Below are 23,812 nucleotides of genomic sequence, written 5' to 3'. Positions count from 1 at the left end.
TCAAGAGAGGGTAAAAAGATGAATGTACCGCAGCATATAGCCATTATCCTTGACGGTAACGGACGATGGGCGAAAGCAAAGGGAATGCCGAGAAACTACGGGCATGTGCAGGGCAGCAAGAATGTGGAAAAGATCTGTGAGGCTGCTTATAAGATGGGTGTCAAATATCTGACGGTCTATGCGTTTTCCACAGAGAACTGGAGTCGGCCGAAGAGTGAAGTGGATGCACTGATGAAGCTTCTTCGTAACTATATGAAAACCTGTCTGAAGACGGCGGAAAAGAACCGGATGCGTGTCCGTGTGATCGGAGATAAGACAGGTCTGGATGAAGATATCCGTACCAGAATTAAGGAACTGGAAGAGGCATCAAAAAATAATGACGGACTGAATTTCCAGATTGCGATCAATTATGGAAGCAGAGATGAGATGATCCGTGCCATGCGAAAAATGACAAAAGACTGTGCAGATGGCAGATTTGCACCGGAAGAGATTACAGAAGAACTGTTTGAAGGATATCTGGATACACATGGGATTCCGGATCCGGATCTTCTGATCCGTACCAGCGGAGAACTCAGACTTTCCAATTATTTGTTATGGCAGCTTGCTTATACAGAATTTTATTTTACAGATGTTCCGTGGCCGGATTTTTCAAAAGAAGAATTAGAAAAAGCAATTGAGCAATATAATAGCAGAGACAGAAGATACGGCGGAATCAAGGAGGACGAAGAAAATGTTTAAGACAAGATTACTCAGCGGAATTGTACTGGTTATCATTGCATTTGCAACGATCTTCCTTGGTGGGGATGTATTGTTTGCAACACTTCTGATCATCAGTCTGATCGGAGTTTCCGAGCTTTACAAGGTTGTAAAGATTGAGAAAGCACCACTCGGAATCGTAGGTTATATAGGTGTAGTTGCATATTATTTTCTGATTCGTGCACAGAAAAAAGAAGATCTGATGATGTTTGCAATCATTTTGCTGATCCTTGTAATGGCAGTTTATGTATTTGCCTTTCCGAAATATGTGTCTGAACAGGTAATGACTGCGTACTTTGGCGTATTTTATGTGGCGATTATGTTATCCTATATTTATCAGACACGTCTGTTGAAAGACGGACTTTTCCTCGTGGGACTTGTATTTTTATGTTCCTGGGGATGTGATACCTGTGCGTACTGTGTGGGTGTACTGATCGGAAAGCATAAGATGGCACCGAAGCTCAGCCCAAAGAAATCTATAGAGGGCGGAATCGGTGGACTTGCAGGCGCAGCACTTCTCGGCGCGCTTTACGCTCTTGCAATCAATAAATGGGGTGGTGCTTCGGCAGGAGTCGGCGAATATGCGCTGATCTGTTTTGTTGGTGGAATCATTTCCATGATCGGGGATCTTGCAGCATCTGCGATCAAGAGAAATCATGAGATCAAGGATTACGGAAAACTGATTCCGGGACACGGTGGAATCCTGGACCGTTTCGACAGCGTGATCTTCACAGCTCCGGTGATTTATTATCTGGCAGTTGCACTGATGTAATCTGACAGGAGGTTTCAAATGAAAAAAATAGCAATATTAGGTTCAACAGGTTCGATCGGAACCCAGACACTTGAGGTGATCCGTGAGAACAAAGATATCGAAGTGACAGGGCTTGCGGCAGGAACAAATGTGGATCTTCTGGAAAAACAGATCCGGGAATTCCAACCAAAACTTGTGGCAATGTGGACAGAAGAGAAGGCAAAGGAACTGAAAAGCCGGATCCGGGATCTGGATGTAAAGGTTGTTTCCGGAATGGATGGACTTCTGGAGATTGCCACGATGGAGGAAAGTGAGATCCTTGTAACGGCGATCGTGGGTATGATCGGCATCCGTCCGACAATTGCAGCGATCAAAGCCGGAAAGGATATTGCCCTTGCAAATAAAGAGACACTGGTTACGGCAGGGCATATCATTATGCCGCTTGCAAAGGAATGTGGTGTAAAGATCCTTCCGGTAGACAGTGAACACAGTGCCATTTTCCAGTCTCTGCAGGGAAGCCATGGAAAGAATGAACTGAAGAAGATCCTGCTTACGGCATCCGGTGGCCCGTTCCGTGGAAAGAAGCAGGAGGATCTTCTGAATATCCGTGTGGAAGATGCTTTAAAGCATCCGAACTGGGCGATGGGACGTAAGATTACGATCGATTCTTCGACCATGGTCAATAAAGGACTGGAAGTGATGGAAGCCAGATGGCTTTTTAATGTGGATATTGATGATGTGCAGGTGGTTGTACAGCCGCAGAGTGTGATCCATTCTATGGTAGAGTATGTGGACGGAGCAGTGATCGCACAGCTTGGTACTCCGGATATGAAGCTGCCGATCCAGTATGCACTTTATTATCCGGAAAGAAGATTTCTTCCGGGAGAACGTGTGGATTTCTGGAGTATCGGACACCTTGATTTTGAAAAGCCGGATATGGATACCTTCTACGGGCTTGCACTTGCTTACGAGGCAGGGCGATGCGGTGGAACACTTCCAACGGTATTTAACGCAGCAAATGAACTTGCAGTCAGCCAGTTCCTGAACCGGGAGATTAAATATCTGGAAATTACAGAGATTATCGAAGACTGCATGAAAGCACATAAGACAATTGCGAATCCGACTGTGGAACAGATTCTGGACACAGAGCAGGAAACGTATGACAGAATCAGAAGCAGGAGGTAGCAAATGGGAATCGTACTGGCGATTTTACTTTTTGGATTCATCGTATTTTTCCATGAACTGGGACATTTTCTTCTGGCGAGGATTAATGGAATCAATGTGTATGAATTCTGGATCGGAATGGGACCGACACTGGCACACAAAAAGATCGGAAATACAGACTACTGTCTGAAAATACTGCCGATCGGCGGTGCGTGTGTGATGGGGGAAGATGAGAAAGAGGATCTGTCAGAGGGAAGCTTCAACAGCAAATCGCCGTGGCGCAGGATCTCGGTCATTGCCGCAGGTCCGGTATTTAACTTTATTCTTGCCTTTATTGGTGCATTCATTATTATCTGCTTTGTTGGTGTAGACAAACCGGTCATAGGAACGGTAAATGCAGGAACGCCTGCAGCTGAGGCAGGGCTTCAGGCAGGGGATGAGATTGTAAAGATCAATGATAAGAACATCCATATTTTCAAGGATATTTCTACTTACAATCAGTTTCATCAGGGACAGACGATGAAGATTGTATACAAAAGAAATGGCGAAAAGAATACGGTTTCCGTTACCCCGGAGAAGAATGACAGTGGATATTATCTGATTGGAATTACGAGCAGCAATTATGTTAAGACCAATGTATTTGAGACTGCTGCATACAGTGCGTATAATGTTAAATACTGGATCAATCTGACGATTGACAGTTTGAAACAGCTTGTGACAGGACGGATCGGAGTGGATCAGTTATCTGGACCGGTGGGCATTGTGAGCGCGGTGGATACCACGTATAAGGAAAGCAAATCTGGTGGAGCACTGTTGATTTTTCTGAATCTTCTGCAGATGACGATCCTGCTTTCAGCGAACCTTGGAGTGATGAATTTACTTCCGCTTCCGGCACTGGATGGAGGTCGTCTGGTATTTCTGATCGTGGAAGTGATCCGCGGAAAGCGGGTGCCTCCGGAAAAAGAAGGGTATGTACATCTGGCAGGAATGGCACTTTTTCTTTGCCTGATGGTATTTGTGATGTATAATGATATCCGGAGAATCTTCTTTTAGGGATATTGGAAAATTTGACGAAGCACTTCGATTGTCTACAATTGAGGTGCTTTGTGTTAGGTGCATTAGTGGATGCATATTTTGATGGAAATTATTTTACAGAAAGAAGGGTGGAAAGATGCGTGAGCAGCTTACAGAAAGTGATGTAAAGAAAATTGAAGAGGAAATCCAGCATCGCAAGCATGTGATCCGTAAGGAAGCCATTGAAGCGGTCAAGGAAGCGCGTGCGCAGGGAGATTTAAGTGAGAACTTTGAATACCATGCAGCAAAAAAATATAAGAACCAGAATGAAAGCCGGATCCGGTATCTGGAAAGAATGCTGAAAAATGCGGAGATTGTATCCGATACTTCCGAAGAAGGTGTTGCCGGAATCAATAACCGTGTGACCGTATATTTTCCGGAGGATGACGAGGAAGAAACCTATAAGCTGGTTACTTCGATTCGTGGGAATTCAATTCATAATTATATCAGTACCGAATCTCCGATCGGAAAGGCAATCTTCGGGCATAAAGCAGGAGAGACTGTGAAGGTGAAGGTTAGCGATGATTATTCGTATGAGCTTGTGATACGGAAGATTGAAGATACGACGGATGATGAGGAGGATAAGATCCGGGCGTTTTAGTTTGAAGGTGGGAGCAGAGTATGTGAGCAAGGGAGCAGAAATTTCCCAAAAGCAATGTCAATGAGAAGAATAAAAACGGATCATGAGATTCCAGGCTCCATACAAAATCCCAGCCCCTGATATAGTCGCAAGGATATAGACCAGAATTGCAGAATTATTTCCGTAGAGTTCACCAATTTTCACAAAGAAAATCTGTTCCATCCGGTAATCTGGATTGATGTAGAAAAGATTAATTTCACCAAAGGGATCCAGAATGTGGTTCAGGTATTCGGCAATGAGGACAAACAGAATATAGAGCAAAGTGATGCGGGAAAAAGAAGGCAGCAGACGGCGTGAAGAAGCGTCAGTCGGCTGTCTTTTAATATTTTTTGGACAGGAAAGAGGAGTCATTGGTACAGATTTCTGTACCAGAAGTATACCGGACAGGATTCCTGTGACAATTAGTAAAATATGCCAGAGATAGGAGTGAACTGTCAGGATCAGAAGCGGATAATGCATTCCACTGGTATCGAAAAAAACGGCAATTCCACCGAGAAGATTATAGGTGGAAAGGAAGCCAAGGATGGTATTTCTGGCAGGTTCTGTGTGAAAAAATGGGTAGAGAACCAGCAGATACATCGGGAGGCTGCAGAGCTGGAATGGGAAGTACCACAGGTTGTAGTGCCCATTATTTATGACGAAGGTCAGGAGTAATTGTTTCAGGATTTCGCTGGTAAGCAGAAAAATGCCGATGAAGAATAAAACTTTTTCTATATAGTGTAGTGAAAATTTTTTTATCATATGGGCTCCTCAAAATTTTGTTTTATAGGTGTAGTATACGCTGCAATAAAGTTTGTTACAAGATTTTATGGGGAATTTGACCAGTTATTCATAGAAAAGCCCTGAAAAAATATAGAAAAATACCATGATAAAACATAGTCAGAATTGACTAACCTATAGGCGTGGAGATATAATTAAAAATAATGATGCAGACGGAGTGGAAGATTCCTATCTGAATGCTGAATGGAGATAATTTTATACAAGAGACTTTGACGGCAAGGTAGATCCGAGCGGGAAACAGTTGGTGATATACGAAGATGTATAGTGGGACTCGTCTACCGTTTTGGGAGGCGGGTTTTTTGTGTATACGATAAATTGCCTGCTTGGTTATAGAAAGGAAAAAGGATTATGTTAAAGGTTGCAATTTATGGAAAGGGCGGTATTGGAAAGTCTACGATTACGTCCAACCTGGCGGCAGCATTTGCGGCGATGGGGAAGAAAGTAATCCAGATTGGATGTGATCCGAAGGCAGATTCTACGATCAATCTGCTTGGCGGCGAGCCGCTCAGACCGGTGATGAATTATATGAGAGAAGAGGATGAAGAACCGGAGGAGCTTTCAGATATTGCAAAAGAAGGCTATGGTGGTGTGCTCTGCATTGAAACAGGTGGACCGACACCGGGACTTGGATGCGCGGGGCGCGGGATTATTGCCACATTCCAGCTGTTAGAAGATTTGCAGTTATTTGAAACATATAAGCCGGATGTTGTACTTTATGACGTTCTTGGTGACGTGGTATGCGGTGGCTTTGCAGCACCGATCCGGGAAGGGTACGCCGAAAAGGTTCTGATCGTAACTTCCGGAGAAAAGATGGCACTTTATGCAGCAAATAATATTTCAAGTGCGGTGAGGAATTTTGAGGACAGAAGCTATGCCAGAGTTTTCGGTATTGTACTGAACCACAGGAATGTGGAAAATGAGACGGAAAAAGTACAGGCATTTTCCGAAAAAAGCGGGATCCCGATCGTCGGGGAAATCCCGAGAAGTGATGAGATCATCCGCTATGAGGATCAGGGAATGACGGTGATCGAAGGGGACAAAGATTCCGCGATCAGTAAGAGATTTTTTGATCTGGCAGAGTTATTACTGAAGAGTGAGGAATAGAAGGTATGGCAAAAGAAGCATATTATTGTACCGTAAAAGAATTAAATAAACTGGGAAGAGATGCGATTCCGGCACAGCTCCGGTCGAATACACACCTGATCTACAGCTCACCGGCAACGCTTGCATTTAACTCACCGGGAGCAGAAGGATTCGGAGTAAAAAGAGCGGGACTTGCTGTGCCGGATTCGATCATGCTGATCGTGGCACCGGGCTGCTGTGGACGAAATACTTCGCTTATCAGCTCCATGAGGGAATATGATAACCGTTTTTTCTATCTGATGATGGACGAGACCGATATCGTAACGGGACGTCATTTGAAAAAGATTCCGAAGGCAGTAGAAGAAATCTGCAATTGCTGTGAAAAGAGACCGTCCGTTGTGATGATTTGTATTACCTGTGTAGATGCTCTTCTTGGGACGGACATGGAGCGTGTGTGCAGAAAAGCGGAAGAAAGAGCCGGACTTCCGGTTCGACCATGTTACATGTACGCGCTGACAAGAGAAGGAAGAAAGCCGCCGATGGTGCATGTACGTCAGTCTTTATATTCCCTTCTGGAGCCAAAGAAGAAAAAAGGAAATGTGGTGAACCTGCTTGGATTTTTCTCGCCGCTGATCGATGAGTGTGAGCTGTATGATCTTTTGCACAGCGCAGGAGTTAAGACCATCCATGAAATCTCCAGATGCAAGGACTATGAGGAATATCAGACCATGTCTGAGGCAAATTTTAATCTGGTACTTCACCCGGAAGTCAGATTTGCGGCAGAGGATTTTCATAACCGTCTGCAGATTCCGTTTATTGAACTCAGGAGACTCTACCAGACAGACAAGATCGCCAGCCAGTATCAGGCATTTGGGAAAGTGCTTGGGGTGACATTTTCTGATGAAGTTTATCGTGAAAAAGCGGAAGAAACCGTGGCGAAATTCAAAGAGAAACGGCCGGATGCAAGCTTTGCGATCGGGGAATGCATGAACGGAGATCCATTTGAAATGGCACTTGCGATGATCAAATATGGATTTAAGGTGCCGGAAATCTATGGAACACTGACAGCAGAGAATTTTATTTACCTGAACCAGTTATCCCAGCTCAGCCCGGAGACGAAGGTATTTTCCAATATGGAACCGACCATGCTGTACTACGATCCGGAAAAGAGCGGCGTGAATATGACCATTGGAAAGGATGCGGGATACTATCATCCGGATCAGCCGAATGTGATCTGGAATCAGGACAGACAGCCTTATGGTTATGCAGGTGTGACACGGTTGTTTGAAACCCTTTTGGAGGTGTAGCATGAGAGGACTTAGAAAATATCTGACACCATTTGCACCGGATCAGTCGGGCGCAGTGTCTGTGTTATATGAACTTGGCGGAATCATCGTCATCTGCGACGCGGGAGGATGCACAGGAAATGTCTGCGGTTTTGACGAGCCGAGATGGTTTGAACGGAAAAGTGCAGTATTCAGCGCAGGACTTCGTGATATGGATGCAATCCTTGGAAGAGATGACCGTCTGGTCGCAAAGCTGGTCGATGCAGCTGATAAGATTGATGCGAATTTTGCGGCGATTGTCGGCACTCCGGTTCCGGCTGTGATCGGAACGGATTACCAGGCACTGAAAAGAATGTGTGAAAAAAAGACCGACCTTCCGATTCTTGCCATTGATACCGACGGAATGGAGCTTTACGATAAAGGGGAAGAAAAAGCGTATCTTGCATTATTTACTGCATTTGCAAAGGAAAAATATGAGGTATGCAAAGAAAAAGTCGGTATCCTTGGAATGACGCCACAGGATGTAAGCGATCTGAAAGCAGCAGATAAAGTAAGAGAGGAACTGAAAAAAGAAGGAAAAGAAGCCATTTGCTATGGAATGGGCGATGGGCTTGAGGCAGTAGAAAGGGCATCGGAAGTTGGCAAAAATATTGTTGTATCTGCGGCAGCACTGGAAGTAGCCAAATATTTGGAAAAGACCTTTGGTACGCCGTATGAGATCGGTTATCCGGCAGCAGGTGAGTTGGTTCCGAATCTGGACTATCAGGGAAAGAAAATCCTTGTGGTACACCAGCAGGTGATGGCGGAAGCAATCCGGCAGGAAATTCTTAAAAGAGAGAATTCGGCAGAGGTGCAGACAGCAACCTGGTTTATGAGGAAAAAAGAGCTTGCCTGTCCGCAGGATGTGTCGTTGCGTGAGGAAGATGATTATATCGATCTTGTGAAAAATGGTGGATTTGATATCATTTTCGCAGATGCATGTATGGAAAAAATGGTTCCGGATTTCCAGGGAATCTTCGTAAATACAAGACATTTTGCAGTGTCAGGGAGACTGTGTGAATAGATGAAAAATGAAGTGACAAAACAGATCCGCGTCTATGGGATTGTGCAAGGCGTAGGATTTCGTCCGACTGTGAGCAGACATGCGGCTACGCATCAGATCCGGGGCAGCGTGTCCAATAAAGGTCCGTATGTGGAAATCTTTGCGCAGGGACCGGAAGAGGCAGTGGATGGATTTATCTCAGATATTGAGAATAAGCCGCCGAAGCGGGCAGCAATTTTGAAAATGAATATTGAGCCGGTAGAAGAAGCAGAAGACTTTACGGAGTTTGCGATCATTGAAAGTGAAAAGACGAAAGGTGAGATTTTTGTCTCACCGGATATTGCAATTTGTGATGAATGCAAGGAAGAAATGTTTGATCCGAAGAACCGTAGATATCTGCATCCATTTATCAACTGTACCTGCTGTGGACCAAGACTTACGATCCTGGATGCCCTTCCGTATGACCGGGAGCGCACCAGCATGAAAGAATTTCCGATGTGTCCGGATTGCGCAAAAGAATATTATGATCCGGCAACCCGGAGATACGATGCACAGCCAGTCTGTTGTAACGAGTGTGGTCCGGAGGTCTACCTGATCGGCAGAGAAGAACGCGGAAGAGATGCGATCATTTACACCAGACGGACCATTGCAGAAGGCGGAATTGTGGCGATTAAGGGGATTGGAGGTTTCCACCTGTGCTGCGATGCGACTAATGAAGAGGCGGTGAAGCGCCTCAGAGAACTGAAAAAACGTCCGGCGAAACCATTTGCAGTTATGGCAAAAGATCTGGAATCTGTGAAAAGAGAATGCCTGGTCAGTGAAGAACAGGAAAAAATTCTGACCGGACATCAAAAACCGATCCTGCTTCTGGACAAAAAAGAAGATGGTGAAGAAACACTTTGCGAAAGTATTGCACCTGGTAATCCAAAGGTTGGAGTAATGTTGCCGTATGCACCGGTACAGCTTCTGCTCTTTACCTATGATGATGGAATCCGGATGCCGTCTTTTTTGGTTATGACCAGTGGAAATACATCCGGTGCACCGATCTGCAGGGAGGACAAAGAAGCGATTCAGGAACTTTCCCGTCTGTGCGACTGTATGCTTTCCCACAACCGGAAAATCCGGATCCGTGCCGATGATTCGGTGATGGATTTTTATAAAAATGAGCCATATATGATCCGCAGATCCAGAGGCTATGCGCCACTTCCGACCATGGTTCAGATGTCGTGGAAAGGGCAGGTACTTGCCACTGGAGGAGAACTGAAAAATACATTCTGTATCGGTGTGGACGGCAGATTTTACCCATCCCCTTATGTGGGAGATCTGGAAGATCTGCGCACCGTGGAAGCTTTAAAAGAAACGATCGGCAGAATGGAAACACTTCTGGAGGTAGAACCAAAGGTTGTGGCATGCGATCTGCATCCGAAATACAATGCGACAGTTGTTGCGGAAGAACTTGGACTTCCGGTTCTGAAGATACAGCACCATTTTGCACATATTCTGTCCTGTATGGCAGAAAATGACTGCGAAGATCCGGTGATCGGCGTTTCCTTTGACGGAACCGGCTATGGAACGGATGGGACCATCTGGGGTGGAGAAATTCTTCGTTGTGATTACAATGGATTTGAAAGACTTGGCAGCATTAAGCCATTCTGGCAGGTAGGTGGAGATCTTTCTGCAAAAGAAGGCTGGCGAATTGCCGGTTCTCTTCTCTATGAAGAATTGCAGGATAAAGAAAAAACGGTCGAATGGATGAAGAAACTGGAGCTTTGCACCGAACCGGAGGCAAAAGTACTGGTGACAATGACCGGACGACACCTGAATGCTGTTCGATCTACCAGTGCCGGCCGTCTCTTTGATGGAGTCAGTGCTATCCTCGGAATCCGGAAAAAATCCACTTTCGAGGGAGAAGCATCTACGGCATTAGAGTTTGCAGCAGAAGCTTACGAAAAAACAATGCAGCATCCATACGAACCCATCATGCTTAAGCCATTTACAGAAACGGCAGAAGACCGCCTGATTCTAAATACCGGCGAATTAGCCAAAAACCTCGCAAAAAAACGTCTTGCCGGGGAAGATACCGGACAACTTGCATACGAGTTCCACCAGGTACTTGCAAGACAGATCATATCCGCAGCCCTTACAGCAAGTCATCAGACCGGAATCCGGAAAGTTGCCCTAAGCGGCGGAGTTTTCCAGAACCGCTTACTACTACGGCTGGTAGAAGAAGGTCTGGTTAAGCAAGGTCTCATCACCCTGCACCATCACCTCATTCCACCAAATGACGGAGGATTGTCACTTGGTCAGGCAGCCTACGCAATGGCATATTTACAAAAGCATGAGATAAAATAAAACCAGACATAAAAATATTTTAAACAGAGTTAATCTAAAAACTATTACAAATTACAATAAAAGAGGAAAAGGACCACCAGGAACAAACAAATCAGGAATTGACAACAAGGCACTGCCTTGTCAATTCCCCCTTTGTCAACACGTTAAATTTTAGGAAGCGCCAGCAGGGAGAGAAAACAATTGGGACCGGCTGCATTTGCAGGAGCCCGAGCGTTCTCTTGGAAACTGCAGTGTTGCGTTATTTACAGAAATCCATCTGTTTGAGCGAAGCGAGTTATGGATTTCTGTAAATGCTCTTAGCAACACGAAGCCTTCCTAGAGAACACCGGACTCCGAAACCGCAGCCGGTCCCAATTGTTTTCTCTCCTTGCGTCCCTTCCCAAAAAAAGGAGGAATTACCCACATGTGTGTTGGATTATCAGCAAAAGTTGTAAAAATCAGTAACGGAACCGCCGTCGTTGACGCAGGCGGTGCAAAAAGAGAGGTTTCATCCAAGCTCTTGGAGAATCTGGAACCAGGTGATTACGTCATGGTCCACGCCGGAGTTGCGATCGCAAAGATCACCGATGAAGATGAAAGCGAGACCGATCAGCTTATGGAGGAACTGCTGTAATGGAAGAACAAAAGAAACGAACAGCCAGAGAGATCATAGAAAATTATGACGGACCGGCAGTGCGGATCATGGAAGTATGCGGAACCCATACCCATGAAATTTTCCGTCTGGGGATCCGAAAACTTTTGCCAAAGCAGGTAGAACTGATCTCAGGACCGGGATGCCCGGTCTGCGTAACACCGGTCAGCTTCATTGATGAAGCAATTTATCTGGCGTTGGAGAAGCAGGTGACGATCTGTACATTTGGTGATCTGGTCCGCGTACCGGGAAGTCAGATGAGCCTTGCCGGAGCAAGAGAAAAAGGAGCAAAGATCCATATCGTTTATTCACCGGCAGATGCGGAAAAATATGCGAAAGATCATCCGGAAGAACAGGTGACATTTTTATCCGTTGGGTTTGAGACAACGACACCTGCAGGATGCCTTTCGGTTAAACAGGCAAAGGAAGATGGAATTTCCAATTATTCTCTTCTGGTTGCCAATAAGACGATGCCGGGAGCCTACGAGGCACTCAAAGGCAGTGCGGATGTATTTTTATATCCGGGACACGTCAATGCAATCACGGGGACTGAACTTTGTGAGGAACTGGTAAAAGAAGGAGTCAGCGGTGTGGTAGCAGGATTTACGGCAAAAGAACTGCTCACAGCACTTGCGGTCGCACTGGTACGCTTCCAGGAAGGAAAGCCGTTCTTCGTAAACTGCTATCCGAGAGTTGTCACCAGAGAAGGAAGCCGTGAGGCACAGAGGCTGGTGAATGAACTGATGGAAGGATGCGACAGCGAGTGGAGAGGTCTTGGAATCATTCCGGGATCCGGTATGCAGCTGAGAGAAGAATGGGAAGCATACGATGCCAGAAAGAAATACAATATGCCAAAGATCGAAGGAAAAGCAAATCCGGCATGCCGCTGCGGAGATGTACTGCAGGGAAAATGCAAACCGTCCGACTGCAAGGTGTTTGGCAAGGTATGTACACCGCAGCACCCGGTAGGAGCCTGCATGGTATCCGGCGAGGGCGCATGCTCGGCTTACTATATGTATGATACCAGGGGATAAAAGTCAGAAGTCTGACGCAAGCTTGCTTGCAGGAAGACTTCTGACCTTTATCTCCGCCAAAACATGAGTAAGTAGCCATTTCGCGAAGAAAAATGAGCGGATTACGAATGTTTTGAGGATTGTGAGAGCACGTAAGTGCGGAACAATCCGGTATCAGGGAAACGAAGGAATGGAACACCGACGCAAGCTTGCTTGCAGGAAGACTTCTGACCTTTATCCCCGCCAAAACATGAGTAAGTAGCCATTTCGCGAAGAAAAATGAGCGGATTACGAATGTTTTGAGGATTGTGAGAGCACGTAAGTGCGGAACAATCCGGTATCAGGGAAACAAAAGAATGGAACACTGGAACAATCCGGTATCATATATACGGAAACGATTAGGAGAGAAGGAAGTTAAAAATGGAAAATAAAATGGACAACCAGACAGTAACTATGGCACACGGAGCCGGCGGAAAGCAGACTTCAGAGCTGATCGATAAAGTATTTGCAGCACATTTTGCCAATCCGGATCTGACTGCGGATGATGCGGCAGTTCTTACACCACCAGTCGGAAAGATGGCAGTATCTACGGATGGATTTATTGTATCTCCGGCATTCTTCCCAGGAGGAAATATCGGAAAGCTTTCCATCTGCGGAACAGTTAATGACCTTGCATGTATGGGAGCAAAACCACTTTATCTGACTTGTGCATTTGTAATTGAAGAAGGATTTCCGATGGAAAAACTGGAAGAGATCGCAGCAGCAATGGAGAAAACGGCAAAAGAAGCCGGTGTCCGTATTGTATCCGGAGATACCAAGGTAGCAGGAAAAGGACAGGTAGACGGTGTATTTATCACAACAACCGGAATGGGACAGATCGAGGACGGCGTAAAAGTCGGAGGAGAACTGGCACAGCCGGGAGACGCGATCATTGTGACCGGAGATGTGGGACGCCATGGTTGTACGATCCTTCTTGCAAGAGAAGACTTCGGAATCGAAGCGGATGTGACCAGTGACTGTGCACCACTATGGCATACTGTAGAAGAAGTGATAAATGCAACACATGATCTGCATGTCATCCGTGATGCGACAAGAGGTGGAGTTGGAACAGTACTTTATGAGATTGCGGGACAAAGTAATGTTGGAATCCGTCTGAATGCTGAAAAAGTTCCGGTTGCACCGGAAGTGAAGGGAGTCTGCGGAATGCTTGGACTGGAGCCACTTTACCTTGCATGTGAAGGAAGAATGGTCATTATGGCACCAAAAGCAGAGGCAGAAAAGATTGTAGAAGTACTGCACAAATGTCCGTATTCACAGAATGCGGCAATTATCGGAGAAGTAACTGCAGAGCAGCCGGGGAAAGTAGTCATGACTACAGAAATCGGAACGCAGGCACTTCTTCCACAGCCGGGCGGAGAATTGCTGCCACGTATCTGCTAAACAATCTGAAATGCGGAATCGGTGACATTTCAAAAAGAAAGGAGACTTTTCATGGACACCAGAGTAGCAGTCATTTCAATTATTGTGGAGAATCCTGCCGCGATTGAGGAACTGAACCATTACCTGCATGAAGCAGGAGAGTATATCATTGGAAGAATGGGAATTCCGTACCGGGAGAAGGGAATTAATATCATCAGCATCGCCATTGATGCACCGCAAGATATGATCAGTGCTTTGTCAGGGAAGATCGGGCGTCTGAATGGGGTATCCACAAAAACGGCGTACTCGAACGTCATTACGAAAGCGGAGGAAAAAGCGGAATGAAAAAGATAGCAGTGTACGGAAAAGGCGGGATCGGAAAATCCACAACTGTATCCAATCTTGCGGTGGCACTTGCCGAAAAAGGATACAAGGTCATGCAGATCGGCTGTGATCCGAAGGCGGATTCGACCATCCAGCTCCGACACGGAAAGGAGATTCCAACCGTACTGGAAATGTTCCAACAGAAGAAACAGAATCTAAAACTGGAAGATATGGTTACGGTTGGCTATGCAGGTGTGGTCTGTGTAGAAGCAGGTGGACCGACACCGGGACTTGGATGTGCAGGACGCGGGATTATCACCGCCCTTGAGAAGCTGGAAGAAACCGGTGCTTATGAGACCTACCAGCCGGATATCGTGTTATATGATGTACTTGGTGATGTAGTCTGCGGTGGCTTTTCCATGCCAATGCGAAAAGGCTATGCGGATCAGGTATTCATCATCACATCCGGTGAAAATATGGCGATCCATGCCGGGGCCAATATTGCAATGGCAGTAGAGAATTTCAGGAACCGGGGATATGCTTCCCTTGGCGGTATTATTTTAAATAAAAGAGAGGTTCCGAGAGAGGAAGAAAAGGTGCGGGAGCTTGCAGGGGATTTTCACACGCAGATCATTGGACAGCTTGACCGGAGCGAACTTGTGATGGAAGCAGAAGAAGCCGGTAAGGTTCTGCTGGAATACGCACCGGATTCTCAGATGGCAGAGGAATACCGGAAGCTGGCAGATCAGATCCTTGCAGTGTGCGGAGAGGAGAGACCATGTTAAAACGGGTAGGACATCCGGTGGATGAAAAAGGCGCGGCAGTAGCCATCAAGGATGCCACATTTCCGGTTCCATTTGCACCGGGGCTTGAATTTAACTCGCCGGTTCACGGCAACTGGAACATCGTACATACCGGAATGCTGATGCCGGAGGCAAGACAGATCTATGTCTGTGCAGATAACTGCATGCGAGGTGTGGTGCTGACAGCGGCGGAAATGAATGCGGCTGACCGGTTTTCCTTTGTGATCGTAAAAGAAGAGAATCTGTTAAATGGAAATCTGGAGGACATCACCATCGAAGGCGTGACGGATGTGCTGAATAAGTTGGAAGAAAAACCGAAAGCAGTTCTTTTATTTACCGTCTGTCTGCATCATTTTCTGGGATGCGATCTGGAACGGGTGTATCAGGAACTGGAAGAGAGGTTCCCAAAGATTACATTTATCCGCTGTTATATGGATCCGATCATGCAGAAGCATGGACCGACACCGGATCAGAAGCTGAGAAAAGCGATTTATGAGCCACTTCCAAAGCGAAAAGCAGATGAAAAAGCTGTGAGTTTTCTCGGCAGTGATTTCGTACTGGAAAAAAATGCAGATCTGAAACGAATCGTCCGGGCACATCAGGGAATCTTCCGGGAACTGCCGGGATGTAAAAGCTGGGAAGACTATCTGGCACTTTCCGAAGGGAAACTTTTTATATCTTCTTATCCACCATCTAAGTATGGTGCGGAAGCGCTTTCAGAGCGTCTGAAACGACCATACCTGTATCTGCCGGGCAGCTTTGATTATGAAGAGATCACAGCACAGCTGGAAAATTTTTGCCAGACAATGGGCTATGGAAAGCTGGAGGAAACGATTTCAGTAGAAGGGGAAATTGATGCCTGTGAAAAGGCACTGGAAAAGGCGCATGAGGTGATCGGAGACACTGCGGTTGCCATTGATTATCTGTACCATCCACGTCCACTGGGACTTGCAAAGCTTCTGCTTACTCATGGCTTCCGGGTAATACGGATCTATCTGGATTCCATCAGTCCGGAAGAAAAAGCAGAATTTGAGTGGCTGAAGGAGCATGCACCGGATCTGCAGTTGATTGCAACGATCCAGGTGAAAATGCGTGTGCTTCCGAGAACATCGGATGAAAAAATACTGGCGATCGGACAGAAGGCGGCATGGTTTACAGGAAGTCCGTATTTTGTCAATATGGTACAGGGCGGCGGCCTTTACGGATTTGACGGGATCCGCAGGACGGCAGAGCTTATGGCCGAAGCATTTACCGAAGAAAAAGACACGGAAGATCTGGTTGTGCGAAAAGGATGGGGGTGTGAAAGCTGTATATGAGACAATCTTATCGAATCATACCAATTTATACATCGGATGTATCCGGTGTGTGTTCTGCACTTTATGAGCTTGGCGGCATGACAGTTATGCACGACCCGTCCGGATGCAATTCGACCTACAACACTCACGATGAGATCCGCTGGTACGATCAGGACAGTCTGATCTATATTTCCGGTCTGACAGAAATTGATGCGATCATGGGAAATGATGAAAAATTTCTGGATGATATCAAAGAGGCAGCAAGGGAGCTGCATCCGAAATTTATTGCCCTTGCAGGATCCCCAATTCCGTATATGAATGGAACCGATTTTCCGGCACTGGCACAGGTACTGGAAGAAGAAACCGGGATTCCTGCATTTGCAGTACCTACGAACGGAATGCATGATTATGTGTATGGGGCAGGAATTGCATTAGAGGAGATCGCGAAAAGATTTACCGGGGAAAAGACAGGACGGATTCAGGCACGCACCGTCAATCTGCTTGGTGTGACACCACTGGACTTTGGATCGGTATCTCATGTAGAGGTGCTGAAAGAGAACCTGAAAGCCTGTGGATGGAAGGTGCTGTCTACCTGGGCAATGGGAGATGAACTGGATGCATTTTTGCAGGCAGGAGAAGCAGAGGTGAATCTGGTGGTATCTTCGGTCGGGCTTCGTGCGGCGAAAGTACTGGAAGAAAAGTTCGGAACCCCGTATGTGGTTGGAACGCCGATTGGCTCTTATACAGAGCGGATTGCGAAAGCACTGGAAGAAAAAGAGCAGATACCATATCGAAAGGATCGGATGCAGGGTGAAATTGAAGAAATCATGGAGCAGAAGGGAAACAGAAATCCGGCATCGGGAGAAGAAATAAAGAAGCCTGAAGTGGCAGGCAGACAAAAGAAAGTGACTCTGATCGGAGAACCGGTGACCATGGAATCTCTGGCAGCAGGGATCGAACAGAAATATGGCTGTCCGGTGGAAGTTCTCTGCCCGCTGGAAAAAACAGAAGGTCTGCTTTGCAGACAGGACAGATGGATCTGTGGGGAAGAAGAAATGGAAGAAGCATTGAAAGATGCAGAAATCATTGTAGCGGATCCATTGTATCAGCCAATCTGCCCGAAGTATTGTATGTTTTATGAACTGCCGCATATTGCATTTTCCGGAAGAATTTATCTGAAAAGGCTTCCGGTGCTGGGACAACTGATTTAGATGCGGTAAAAATGGATCAAATTCTCACAAAAGAGATTGATCCATTTTTTGTTTCCGTTTTTTCTATAACAGGAAATTGCATTTCCTGTTATTAAAAGGTCTCCGGCAGGTTTCAAAATATTGTCATGATCAATTTTGTGACAGAAAAATTAAATAAAGCATTAAAAACAGTACCTTTTTTGCGAAAAAACTGTTATAATTTATAACAAATCATTTAATTATGAGAGGATGTTTGTGGTTTTAGAAATCATATTATGGATAATAAGGTTCTTTTTCGGAGCTGGCATCTTCAGCTTCTTACATATTGTCATCGATAAATTAACATACGGGAAAAGCGCAATATGTGCAAAGAGCAAGAGGATTGCAAGATATTTCTTAGTGGAATTAACAGGTGGAGTATCCATGACCGGTTGTGCAATTGTATATGGTTGCGGGAAAATGGGTGTGATTTCACTAAGAGGCGCAGTTTTTTTTATATATTTGGGAATACTGTTTGTGATTGCCTTGGTTGACTGGCATATACAGATGATTTATGATCGATTTCATATTATGATCTTGATACTTGCGGTTTTGGACTTTATGCTTTATCCGGAGATGGGAATTGCTACAAGACTGACCGGTATGGGAATCATATCAGTGCCGATGCTGGTGCTGGCACTTGCAATTCCAGGGGCTTTCGGAGGCGGAGATATCAAGCTGATGTCGGTAAGCGGATTGCTTATTGGTGGCGCGTCAATGATATGTGCAATGTGTATTGGGATTATAACAGGAGGTGCTTATGTGACACTGATGCTGGTACGAAAGAGGCTGAATAAAACAGATCAGTTTGCGTTTGGACCATTTCTTGCGTTTGGACTTGCAACTGCAATTTTTCTGGGAGATAAGATGGCAGTGTGGTATCTGCAGTTTGGGGCGGTATAGGCAGAAAATGATATGCTACCCTCATATAGGACAATGAAATATAAAAGTCCTATCTGGGGGTATTTTCATGTTCAGAAAGAGTAAGATAGAACCAGTAGAAAAAGTAAAAATAGTCGAACGCTACCTTGCAGGAGAAATTGGCATACGGAAAGCAGGAAAAGAATTGGGAGTTGATCATCATAGTATTCGAAATTGGGTTTCTATTTATCAGTATGATGGATCAACTGGATTACTCAATCAACCGAAAAACAGATCTTATTCAAAAGATTTAAAAATATCTGCTATAAATGATTATCTTAACGGAGAAGGATCTCTTCAGGATATTTGCACAAAATACGGAATTCGTTCACACAGACAGCTTTCCGATTGGATTAAGGTGTATAATTCTGGTGGAATATTAAAAACCTCCACTGGAGGTGCTTACATGAAAAAAGCAAAGAACACTACACTTGATGAGAGATTAAAAATAGTAACAGATTGTCTTGCAAATGATAAGAATTATGGTACAATGGCACTCAAATATCTAAGCATTATCCCATAGATAGACTTTGTAAATATCTTAATGTTACACGTTCTGCGTATTACCGCTGGGTAAAATATCCGAAAAGTAATAATGAACTTCGAAACGAAAGACTATCCACTGAAATCCAAAGGATTCATAACCAGCATCCAGATATGGGATATCGAAGGATTCGTGATGAATTAGATGGACATAAAGGAATCAAAGGAATTCATGTGAATGATAAACGAGTACTTCGTATTTGTAGGAAATACGATATAAAATCAAATATTAAATGGAAACCTAAGAGTTGTACCAGAGGAGACAGAAATCCTGATCACATAGCAAAAAACTATTTACACCGTGAATTTCACGCCGAAAAACCGAATGAAAAGTGGCTTACAGATGTTTCTGAATTTAAATACTACAACGGAATAGAAGTTCATAAAGTTTATCTGAGTGCTATTTTAGATTTATATGATAGAAGGATTGTTTCCTTTAAAATCAGCGATCATAATGATAATCCATTAGTTATGGACACGTTTGATGAGGCTGTTCGTCAGGAGGCAGATGCACACCCATTAGTTCATTCTGATCGAGGCTTTCAATATACAAGCGCACAGTTTTATACTAGATTAAAAAAATATCATATGAAGCAGAGTATGTCTAAAGTTGCCCACTGTATTGACAATGGACCAATGAAATATCATGAGCAATATACAAAAGCAGCATAAAATATCGCCAGCCATAGCATGGCTGACGATACAAAAATTTATTATTTTTTATTGTCCTCTTGACGGGGAGCATACCAGAAATGATCTGAAAAGTATGGTTCCTTTTTGAAAAAGCGAGGGAGAAAGAAGAGACTTTCCCTGTGAAGTTTCTGATAAATATCAGGAAATCTTACATCGGCCCAGATACCATTTTTCAACCAGTCCGATCAGTGCGTACAGCAGCATGGCGATCACGCAGAGAATACAGATACTCATCAGCAGCCAGTCGAGCTTGAAGACCTGACTGCCGTAGATGATCATATAGCCAAGTCCTTCCCTGCCGCCGATAAATTCTCCGATGATCACGCCTACCAGACAAAGTCCGATATTGACCTTCATGGTGCTGATGATCGCCGGAATGCAGCTTGGGATCACTACCTTGGAGAGGGCATGGAGCCGGTTTCCGTGAAGAGTGTAGATGAGCATGATTTTATCTGGGTCTACTTCGGAAAATTCGGAATAGAGGTTCAGTATGCTCCCGAAGATTGCAACAGACATTCCGGCAATGATAATTGTTGTGCGGTTTGCGCCGAGCCAGACAATGAGAAGCGGAGCAAGGGCGGATTTTGGCAGACTGTTCAGGACGACCAGATAAGGCTCCAGGATTTCCGAAAGCTTCCGAAAGAGCCAGAGAAGGACGGTGACAAAAAGGCTGAAGAAGATTACCAGGATAAAACTGACCAGGGTTTCGTAAAGAGTCACTCCGATATGACGGAAAATACTGCCGTCACCGGTCATTTCCAGAAAACACAGGGCAATCCGGGAAGGACTGCTGAAAATGAAAGAGTCGATCAATCCTGTATTTGCCGAAAATTCCCAGAGAAAGAGGAATGTCAGCAAGATGGAGACTCTGGAAACAGCAATGATCCGTTTATGTCTGCGGTGCATATTCAGGTAATGCAGTTGGTTTTTTGAAAGTTCATTCATCCGGGTTCAGCTCCTTCCAGATCAGATTGAAATAAGTCTTAAATTCCGGGGCATTGCGGCGGGCAAGCGGGGAAAGTCCCGGATCAGAAAAGGAAACATTGACCGTCTGCCCAATGGTTGCCGGACGGCTTGTGAGAACAAGGATCCGATCAGCAAGACTGACCGCTTCGGCAAGGTCATGGGTGACAAGGATCGCTGTTTTTTTCTCTTTTTTGATAATCTGCCCGATATCATCACTGACATTTAACCGGGTCTGATAATCCAAGGCAGAAAAGGGTTCATCCAAAAGCATGATATCCGGCTTCAGGACCAGCGTGCGGATCAGCGCGGCTCTCTGGCGCATTCCTCCGGAAAGTTCGGATGGTTTTGCATTTGCAAAGGCATTCAGACCGTATTGTGTAAGAAGGGCTCTTGCCAGCGCGCGGGAACGGGCAGTCAGTGCATGCTGGATCTCGAGACCGAGAAGAACGTTCTGATAGATGGTACGCCACTCAAGAAGTTCATCCTTTTGCAGCATATATCCGATGCAGGAAGTATTGTCCGGATGATAGCTGCCGTTTATTTTGATGAGTCCTTTTTCCGGTGTAAGCAGGCCGGCGATCAGGTGGAGCAGCGTGGATTTTCCGCACCCGGAGGGACCGACCAGAGCAATAAATTCCCCTTCGCGGACCGAAAAGGTGATGTCTTTCAGGGCGTAGGTTTCTCCTTCCAGTGTATGGTAAGCATAATGAACGTTTTTCAGTTCCAGTGCATATTGCATGATAATCCTCCAGATACAGAAACGATCATAAGTCTTTTACTTACAGTTTATGAGAAATAAAAAAAAGCGTGTGTGCATCTGGCTGGAATGGAGCGGAAAAAGAAAAACAGAGCAGAAAAGATATTGTGCGAAGAGAACAGCTGCACTATAATAAGAAACAAATCTGCAATATGAGGAGAGATGAACAGATGCAGAAAAAGAATTACCAGAAAGAACTGGATAAAAAGATAGAACAGATCGTATCGGAAAAGAAGGTTCCACGTCTGTTCCTTCACAGCTGTTGTGCACCATGCAGCAGTTATGTGCTGGAATATCTGTCGGAATATTTTGAGATTACGGTCTTTTATTACAATCCGAATATTTTCCCGGAGGCGGAATTTGAAAAGCGAATCCATGAGCAGGAAAAACTGATCCGGGAGCTTCCGGCGAAGCATACGATCCATTTTCAGGCGGGAAATTATGACAGTGAAAAATTTTACGAGATGGCGAAGGGACTGGAGATGATTCCGGAAGGTGGAGAGCGGTGCTTCAGATGTTATGAGCTCAGACTCCGGGAAGCTGCGAGATTTGCAAAAGAAGGCAGATATGATTATTTCACCACAACCCTTTCCATCAGTCCGCTGAAAAATGCACAGAAGCTGAATGAGATTGGTGAGCGGCTTGCCGGGGAATATGGAGTGGCTTATCTGGTTTCAGATTTTAAAAAGAGAAATGGATATAAGCGTTCAACCGAGCTGTCAAAGATTTACGGACTTTACCGCCAGGACTATTGTGGCTGTATTTATTCCAAAAATCAGAGAGAACGGGAAAAGAAACTTCGGGAGGAAGAGGAAAGTTCTGTGAAAAGTTAAGAGGGGAACTTTACAGAATCCGACATTCTATGGTACACTAAAGCACAGAATTACGTTGAAGAAAAGAGGGAAAGCTATGGCACAGTTATGGGGAGGACGTTTTACGAAAGAAACCGACAAACTGGTTTATAATTTCAATGCGTCCATTTCATTTGATAAACGATTTTATGAGCAGGATATCCAGGGCAGCAAGGCGCATGTTATGATGCTTGCAAAGCAGGGGATCCTGACAGACGATGAGAAGCAGCAGATTCTGGATGGACTGGAAAGCATCCGCAGGGATGTAGAGAGCGGAAAGCTTGAGATTACAGAGGAATACGAAGATATCCACAGTTTTGTAGAGGCAAATCTGATCGACCGGATCGGGGATGCAGGAAAGAAGCTGCATACCGGAAGAAGCCGTAATGACCAGGTTGCACTGGATATGAAGCTTTATACAAGAAGTGAGATCACCGCACTGCAGGGACTGGTTGTGGATATGCTCCGCGAACTTCTTGCGATCATGAAGGACAACACCGAGACGATCATGCCTGGATTTACCCATCTGCAGAAAGCGCAGCCGATCACACTGGCACACCATATGGGTGCTTATTTTGAAATGTTCAAAAGAGACCATATGCGTCTGAAAGATATTTACAAAAGAATGAATACCTGTCCGCTTGGATCCGGAGCACTTGCAGGAACTACTTATGATCTGGACAGAGCATACACCGCAGAGCTTCTCGGATTTGACGGACCGACACTGAACAGTATGGATTCGGTATCGGACCGTGATTATCTGATCGAGCTGATGAGTGCTCTATCTACGATTATGATGCATTTAAGCCGCTTCTCAGAAGAAGTGATCATCTGGAATTCCAATGAATACCAGTTTGTCGATATCGATGACAGCTACAGCACCGGAAGCAGTATCATGCCACAGAAGAAGAATCCGGATATTGCGGAACTTGTTCGTGGAAAGACAGGACGTGTATACGGTGCACTGACTTCGATCCTGACTACAATGAAAGGAATTCCGCTTGCTTACAATAAAGATATGCAGGAGGACAAAGAGCTGGTATTTGATGCCATCGATACCGTGAAAGGATGCCTGGCTTTATTTACCGGAATGCTTGCAACCATGAAGTTCAACAAAGAACGTATGCTGGAAAGCTGCAGACATGGATTTACCAATGCAACAGATGCAGCTGACTATCTGGTAAATCACGGGGTACCGTTCCGTGATGCACATGGAATCGTAGGAAAGCTGGTACTTTATTGCATCGATAAGAAGATTGCGTTAGATGATATGTCACTGGAAGAATATAAGGAGATCTCTCCGGTATTTGAAGAAGATATTTATGATGCAATCAGCATGGAAACCTGTGTCAATAAGAGAAATACGATCGGTGCACCTGGACCGGAAGCTATGAAAAAGGTGATCGCGCTTCACGAAGCGTATCTGGAAGAGTGCTAAT

At 45.2% G+C, this 23,812-nt stretch carries 25 protein-coding genes; 22 read left to right on the top strand and 3 right to left on the bottom strand.

All coding sequences use genetic code 11. From position 1 onward, the window contains the following. Positions 1-18: 18 nt before the first annotated feature. The 5 genes from PGY05_RS01280 (at position 19) to greA (ending at position 4,346) form a co-directional block, all read left to right on the top strand. The gene (locus PGY05_RS01280) at positions 19-738 is read left to right on the top strand and encodes an isoprenyl transferase (RefSeq protein ID WP_022220575.1); all 720 of its coding nucleotides are present in this window, start codon (positions 19-21) and stop codon (positions 736-738) included. After that, a complete protein-coding gene (locus PGY05_RS01275) occupies positions 731-1,528 on the top strand; it encodes a phosphatidate cytidylyltransferase (protein ID WP_008372362.1) in 798 nt (265 codons plus the stop codon). The genes PGY05_RS01280 and PGY05_RS01275 overlap by 8 nt, the downstream gene beginning before the upstream one ends. An 18-nt stretch (positions 1,529-1,546) precedes the next feature. Further along, positions 1,547-2,692 carry a 1-deoxy-D-xylulose-5-phosphate reductoisomerase gene (gene dxr, locus PGY05_RS01270; RefSeq protein WP_022220576.1) on the top strand — a complete coding sequence of 382 codons (1,146 nt, stop codon included), beginning with the start codon at positions 1,547-1,549 and terminating at the stop codon, positions 2,690-2,692. 3 nt (positions 2,693-2,695) lie between these two features. Beyond that, positions 2,696-3,724: an RIP metalloprotease RseP gene (rseP, locus tag PGY05_RS01265; protein ID WP_173685966.1), complete on the top strand. Its 1,029-nt coding sequence runs from the start codon at positions 2,696-2,698 to the stop codon at positions 3,722-3,724. A gap of 118 nt (positions 3,725-3,842) precedes the next feature. Beyond that, on the top strand, positions 3,843-4,346 hold the full coding sequence (gene greA / locus PGY05_RS01260; protein ID WP_008372359.1) for a transcription elongation factor GreA: 504 nt from the start codon (positions 3,843-3,845) through the stop codon (positions 4,344-4,346). Between the two features lie 57 nt (positions 4,347-4,403). Here the strand turns inward: greA and PGY05_RS01255 are convergent, their stop codons facing one another. Then, positions 4,404-5,126 (bottom strand): hypothetical protein, encoded by a 723-nt coding sequence (locus PGY05_RS01255; RefSeq protein ID WP_270475177.1) that lies wholly within the window; start codon positions 5,124-5,126, stop codon positions 4,404-4,406. Between the two features lie 387 nt (positions 5,127-5,513). Here PGY05_RS01255 and PGY05_RS01250 point away from each other — a divergent pair, with 387 nt between their 5' ends. From PGY05_RS01250 to PGY05_RS01180, 15 genes are all read left to right on the top strand, one after another. Then, positions 5,514-6,269: a nucleotide-binding protein gene (locus PGY05_RS01250; protein ID WP_022220578.1), complete on the top strand. Its 756-nt coding sequence runs from the start codon at positions 5,514-5,516 to the stop codon at positions 6,267-6,269. Positions 6,270-6,274: 5 nt separating this feature from the next. Then, positions 6,275-7,555, top strand: a complete 1,281-nt coding sequence (locus PGY05_RS01245; protein WP_270475176.1) for a nitrogenase component 1 — start codon at positions 6,275-6,277, stop codon at positions 7,553-7,555. Between the two features lies 1 nt (position 7,556). Continuing rightward, positions 7,557-8,597, top strand: coding sequence for a nitrogenase component 1 (locus PGY05_RS01240; protein WP_055156577.1), 1,041 nt, complete (start codon positions 7,557-7,559; stop codon positions 8,595-8,597). Next, positions 8,598-10,928 (top strand): carbamoyltransferase HypF, encoded by a 2,331-nt coding sequence (gene hypF / locus PGY05_RS01235; protein ID WP_195479025.1) that lies wholly within the window; start codon positions 8,598-8,600, stop codon positions 10,926-10,928. Between the two features lie 403 nt (positions 10,929-11,331). Continuing rightward, the gene (locus PGY05_RS01230; protein ID WP_022220582.1) at positions 11,332-11,541 is read left to right on the top strand and encodes a HypC/HybG/HupF family hydrogenase formation chaperone; all 210 of its coding nucleotides are present in this window, start codon (positions 11,332-11,334) and stop codon (positions 11,539-11,541) included. Further along, entirely contained in the window at positions 11,541-12,593 is a 1,053-nt protein-coding gene (hypD, locus tag PGY05_RS01225; protein ID WP_022220583.1) for a hydrogenase formation protein HypD, read from the top strand. The genes PGY05_RS01230 and hypD overlap by 1 nt, the downstream gene beginning before the upstream one ends. A gap of 287 nt (positions 12,594-12,880) precedes the next feature. Then, positions 12,881-13,003, top strand: coding sequence for a hypothetical protein (locus tag PGY05_RS01220; protein WP_270475175.1), 123 nt, complete (start codon positions 12,881-12,883; stop codon positions 13,001-13,003). Further along, positions 12,993-14,012 carry a hydrogenase expression/formation protein HypE gene (gene hypE, locus PGY05_RS01215; protein WP_008372341.1) on the top strand — a complete coding sequence of 340 codons (1,020 nt, stop codon included), beginning with the start codon at positions 12,993-12,995 and terminating at the stop codon, positions 14,010-14,012. Before PGY05_RS01220 ends, hypE begins: the two co-directional genes overlap by 11 nt. A gap of 51 nt (positions 14,013-14,063) precedes the next feature. After that, positions 14,064-14,336 (top strand): TM1266 family iron-only hydrogenase system putative regulator, encoded by a 273-nt coding sequence (locus PGY05_RS01210; protein WP_008372338.1) that lies wholly within the window; start codon positions 14,064-14,066, stop codon positions 14,334-14,336. Further along, positions 14,333-15,100: a nucleotide-binding protein gene (locus PGY05_RS01205; RefSeq protein WP_008372336.1), complete on the top strand. Its 768-nt coding sequence runs from the start codon at positions 14,333-14,335 to the stop codon at positions 15,098-15,100. The genes PGY05_RS01210 and PGY05_RS01205 overlap by 4 nt, the downstream gene beginning before the upstream one ends. Beyond that, positions 15,094-16,434 (top strand): nitrogenase component 1, encoded by a 1,341-nt coding sequence (locus tag PGY05_RS01200; RefSeq protein ID WP_175305717.1) that lies wholly within the window; start codon positions 15,094-15,096, stop codon positions 16,432-16,434. Before PGY05_RS01205 ends, PGY05_RS01200 begins: the two co-directional genes overlap by 7 nt. Next, the gene (locus tag PGY05_RS01195; RefSeq protein WP_270475174.1) at positions 16,431-17,624 is read left to right on the top strand and encodes a nitrogenase component 1; all 1,194 of its coding nucleotides are present in this window, start codon (positions 16,431-16,433) and stop codon (positions 17,622-17,624) included. The genes PGY05_RS01200 and PGY05_RS01195 overlap by 4 nt, the downstream gene beginning before the upstream one ends. A gap of 228 nt (positions 17,625-17,852) precedes the next feature. Continuing rightward, the gene (locus tag PGY05_RS01190) at positions 17,853-18,545 is read left to right on the top strand and encodes a prepilin peptidase (RefSeq protein ID WP_008372328.1); all 693 of its coding nucleotides are present in this window, start codon (positions 17,853-17,855) and stop codon (positions 18,543-18,545) included. 67 nt (positions 18,546-18,612) lie between these two features. Beyond that, positions 18,613-19,086 carry a transposase gene (locus PGY05_RS01185; RefSeq protein WP_270475173.1) on the top strand — a complete coding sequence of 158 codons (474 nt, stop codon included), beginning with the start codon at positions 18,613-18,615 and terminating at the stop codon, positions 19,084-19,086. Next, positions 19,065-19,778 (top strand): IS3 family transposase, encoded by a 714-nt coding sequence (locus PGY05_RS01180; RefSeq protein WP_330672923.1) that lies wholly within the window; start codon positions 19,065-19,067, stop codon positions 19,776-19,778. The genes PGY05_RS01185 and PGY05_RS01180 overlap by 22 nt, the downstream gene beginning before the upstream one ends. A 159-nt stretch (positions 19,779-19,937) precedes the next feature. Here the strand turns inward: PGY05_RS01180 and PGY05_RS01175 are convergent, their stop codons facing one another. Beyond that, entirely contained in the window at positions 19,938-20,744 is an 807-nt protein-coding gene (locus PGY05_RS01175) for an ABC transporter permease (protein ID WP_270475172.1), read from the bottom strand. Beyond that, on the bottom strand, positions 20,737-21,504 hold the full coding sequence (locus PGY05_RS01170) for an ABC transporter ATP-binding protein (protein WP_270475171.1): 768 nt from the start codon (positions 21,502-21,504) through the stop codon (positions 20,737-20,739). The genes PGY05_RS01175 and PGY05_RS01170 overlap by 8 nt, the downstream gene beginning before the upstream one ends. A gap of 188 nt (positions 21,505-21,692) precedes the next feature. On the opposite strand from PGY05_RS01170, the gene PGY05_RS01165 reads away from it, so the two are divergent. Further along, positions 21,693-22,355 carry an epoxyqueuosine reductase QueH gene (locus PGY05_RS01165; RefSeq protein ID WP_248005100.1) on the top strand — a complete coding sequence of 221 codons (663 nt, stop codon included), beginning with the start codon at positions 21,693-21,695 and terminating at the stop codon, positions 22,353-22,355. A 76-nt stretch (positions 22,356-22,431) separates the two neighbouring features. After that, positions 22,432-23,811, top strand: coding sequence for an argininosuccinate lyase (gene argH, locus PGY05_RS01160; RefSeq protein ID WP_008372312.1), 1,380 nt, complete (start codon positions 22,432-22,434; stop codon positions 23,809-23,811). The last annotated feature ends 1 nt before the right edge of the window (position 23,812 follow it).

Source organism: Coprococcus sp. AF51-11b1, assembly GCF_027682785.1.
GTDB classification, from domain to species: domain Bacteria; phylum Bacillota; class Clostridia; order Lachnospirales; family Lachnospiraceae; genus Allocoprococcus; species Allocoprococcus comes.
Note: the sequence above shows the minus strand (reverse complement) of the source record. Positions and strands in the feature narration are given on the sequence as shown.

What these genes read in the sequence shown, in the direction of transcription:
- PGY05_RS01280 (WP_022220575.1), top strand. Translation starts at nt 19, where the DNA reads ATGAATGTACCGCAGCATATAGCCATTATCCTTGACGGTAACGGACGA.
- PGY05_RS01275 (WP_008372362.1), top strand. Translation starts at nt 731, where the DNA reads ATGTTTAAGACAAGATTACTCAGCGGAATTGTACTGGTTATCATTGCA.
- dxr (WP_022220576.1), top strand. Translation starts at nt 1,547, where the DNA reads ATGAAAAAAATAGCAATATTAGGTTCAACAGGTTCGATCGGAACCCAG.
- rseP (WP_173685966.1), top strand. Translation starts at nt 2,696, where the DNA reads ATGGGAATCGTACTGGCGATTTTACTTTTTGGATTCATCGTATTTTTC.
- greA (WP_008372359.1), top strand. Translation starts at nt 3,843, where the DNA reads ATGCGTGAGCAGCTTACAGAAAGTGATGTAAAGAAAATTGAAGAGGAA.
- PGY05_RS01255 (WP_270475177.1), bottom strand. Translation starts at nt 5,126, where the DNA reads ATGATAAAAAAATTTTCACTACACTATATAGAAAAAGTTTTATTCTTC.
- PGY05_RS01250 (WP_022220578.1), top strand. Translation starts at nt 5,514, where the DNA reads ATGTTAAAGGTTGCAATTTATGGAAAGGGCGGTATTGGAAAGTCTACG.
- PGY05_RS01245 (WP_270475176.1), top strand. Translation starts at nt 6,275, where the DNA reads ATGGCAAAAGAAGCATATTATTGTACCGTAAAAGAATTAAATAAACTG.
- PGY05_RS01240 (WP_055156577.1), top strand. Translation starts at nt 7,557, where the DNA reads ATGAGAGGACTTAGAAAATATCTGACACCATTTGCACCGGATCAGTCG.
- hypF (WP_195479025.1), top strand. Translation starts at nt 8,598, where the DNA reads ATGAAAAATGAAGTGACAAAACAGATCCGCGTCTATGGGATTGTGCAA.
- PGY05_RS01230 (WP_022220582.1), top strand. Translation starts at nt 11,332, where the DNA reads ATGTGTGTTGGATTATCAGCAAAAGTTGTAAAAATCAGTAACGGAACC.
- hypD (WP_022220583.1), top strand. Translation starts at nt 11,541, where the DNA reads ATGGAAGAACAAAAGAAACGAACAGCCAGAGAGATCATAGAAAATTAT.
- hypE (WP_008372341.1), top strand. Translation starts at nt 12,993, where the DNA reads ATGGAAAATAAAATGGACAACCAGACAGTAACTATGGCACACGGAGCC.
- PGY05_RS01210 (WP_008372338.1), top strand. Translation starts at nt 14,064, where the DNA reads ATGGACACCAGAGTAGCAGTCATTTCAATTATTGTGGAGAATCCTGCC.
- PGY05_RS01205 (WP_008372336.1), top strand. Translation starts at nt 14,333, where the DNA reads ATGAAAAAGATAGCAGTGTACGGAAAAGGCGGGATCGGAAAATCCACA.
- PGY05_RS01200 (WP_175305717.1), top strand. Translation starts at nt 15,094, where the DNA reads ATGTTAAAACGGGTAGGACATCCGGTGGATGAAAAAGGCGCGGCAGTA.
- PGY05_RS01195 (WP_270475174.1), top strand. Translation starts at nt 16,431, where the DNA reads ATGAGACAATCTTATCGAATCATACCAATTTATACATCGGATGTATCC.
- PGY05_RS01190 (WP_008372328.1), top strand. Translation starts at nt 17,853, where the DNA reads ATGTTTGTGGTTTTAGAAATCATATTATGGATAATAAGGTTCTTTTTC.
- PGY05_RS01185 (WP_270475173.1), top strand. Translation starts at nt 18,613, where the DNA reads ATGTTCAGAAAGAGTAAGATAGAACCAGTAGAAAAAGTAAAAATAGTC.
- PGY05_RS01175 (WP_270475172.1), bottom strand. Translation starts at nt 20,744, where the DNA reads ATGAATGAACTTTCAAAAAACCAACTGCATTACCTGAATATGCACCGC.
- PGY05_RS01170 (WP_270475171.1), bottom strand. Translation starts at nt 21,504, where the DNA reads ATGCAATATGCACTGGAACTGAAAAACGTTCATTATGCTTACCATACA.
- PGY05_RS01165 (WP_248005100.1), top strand. Translation starts at nt 21,693, where the DNA reads ATGCAGAAAAAGAATTACCAGAAAGAACTGGATAAAAAGATAGAACAG.
- argH (WP_008372312.1), top strand. Translation starts at nt 22,432, where the DNA reads ATGGCACAGTTATGGGGAGGACGTTTTACGAAAGAAACCGACAAACTG.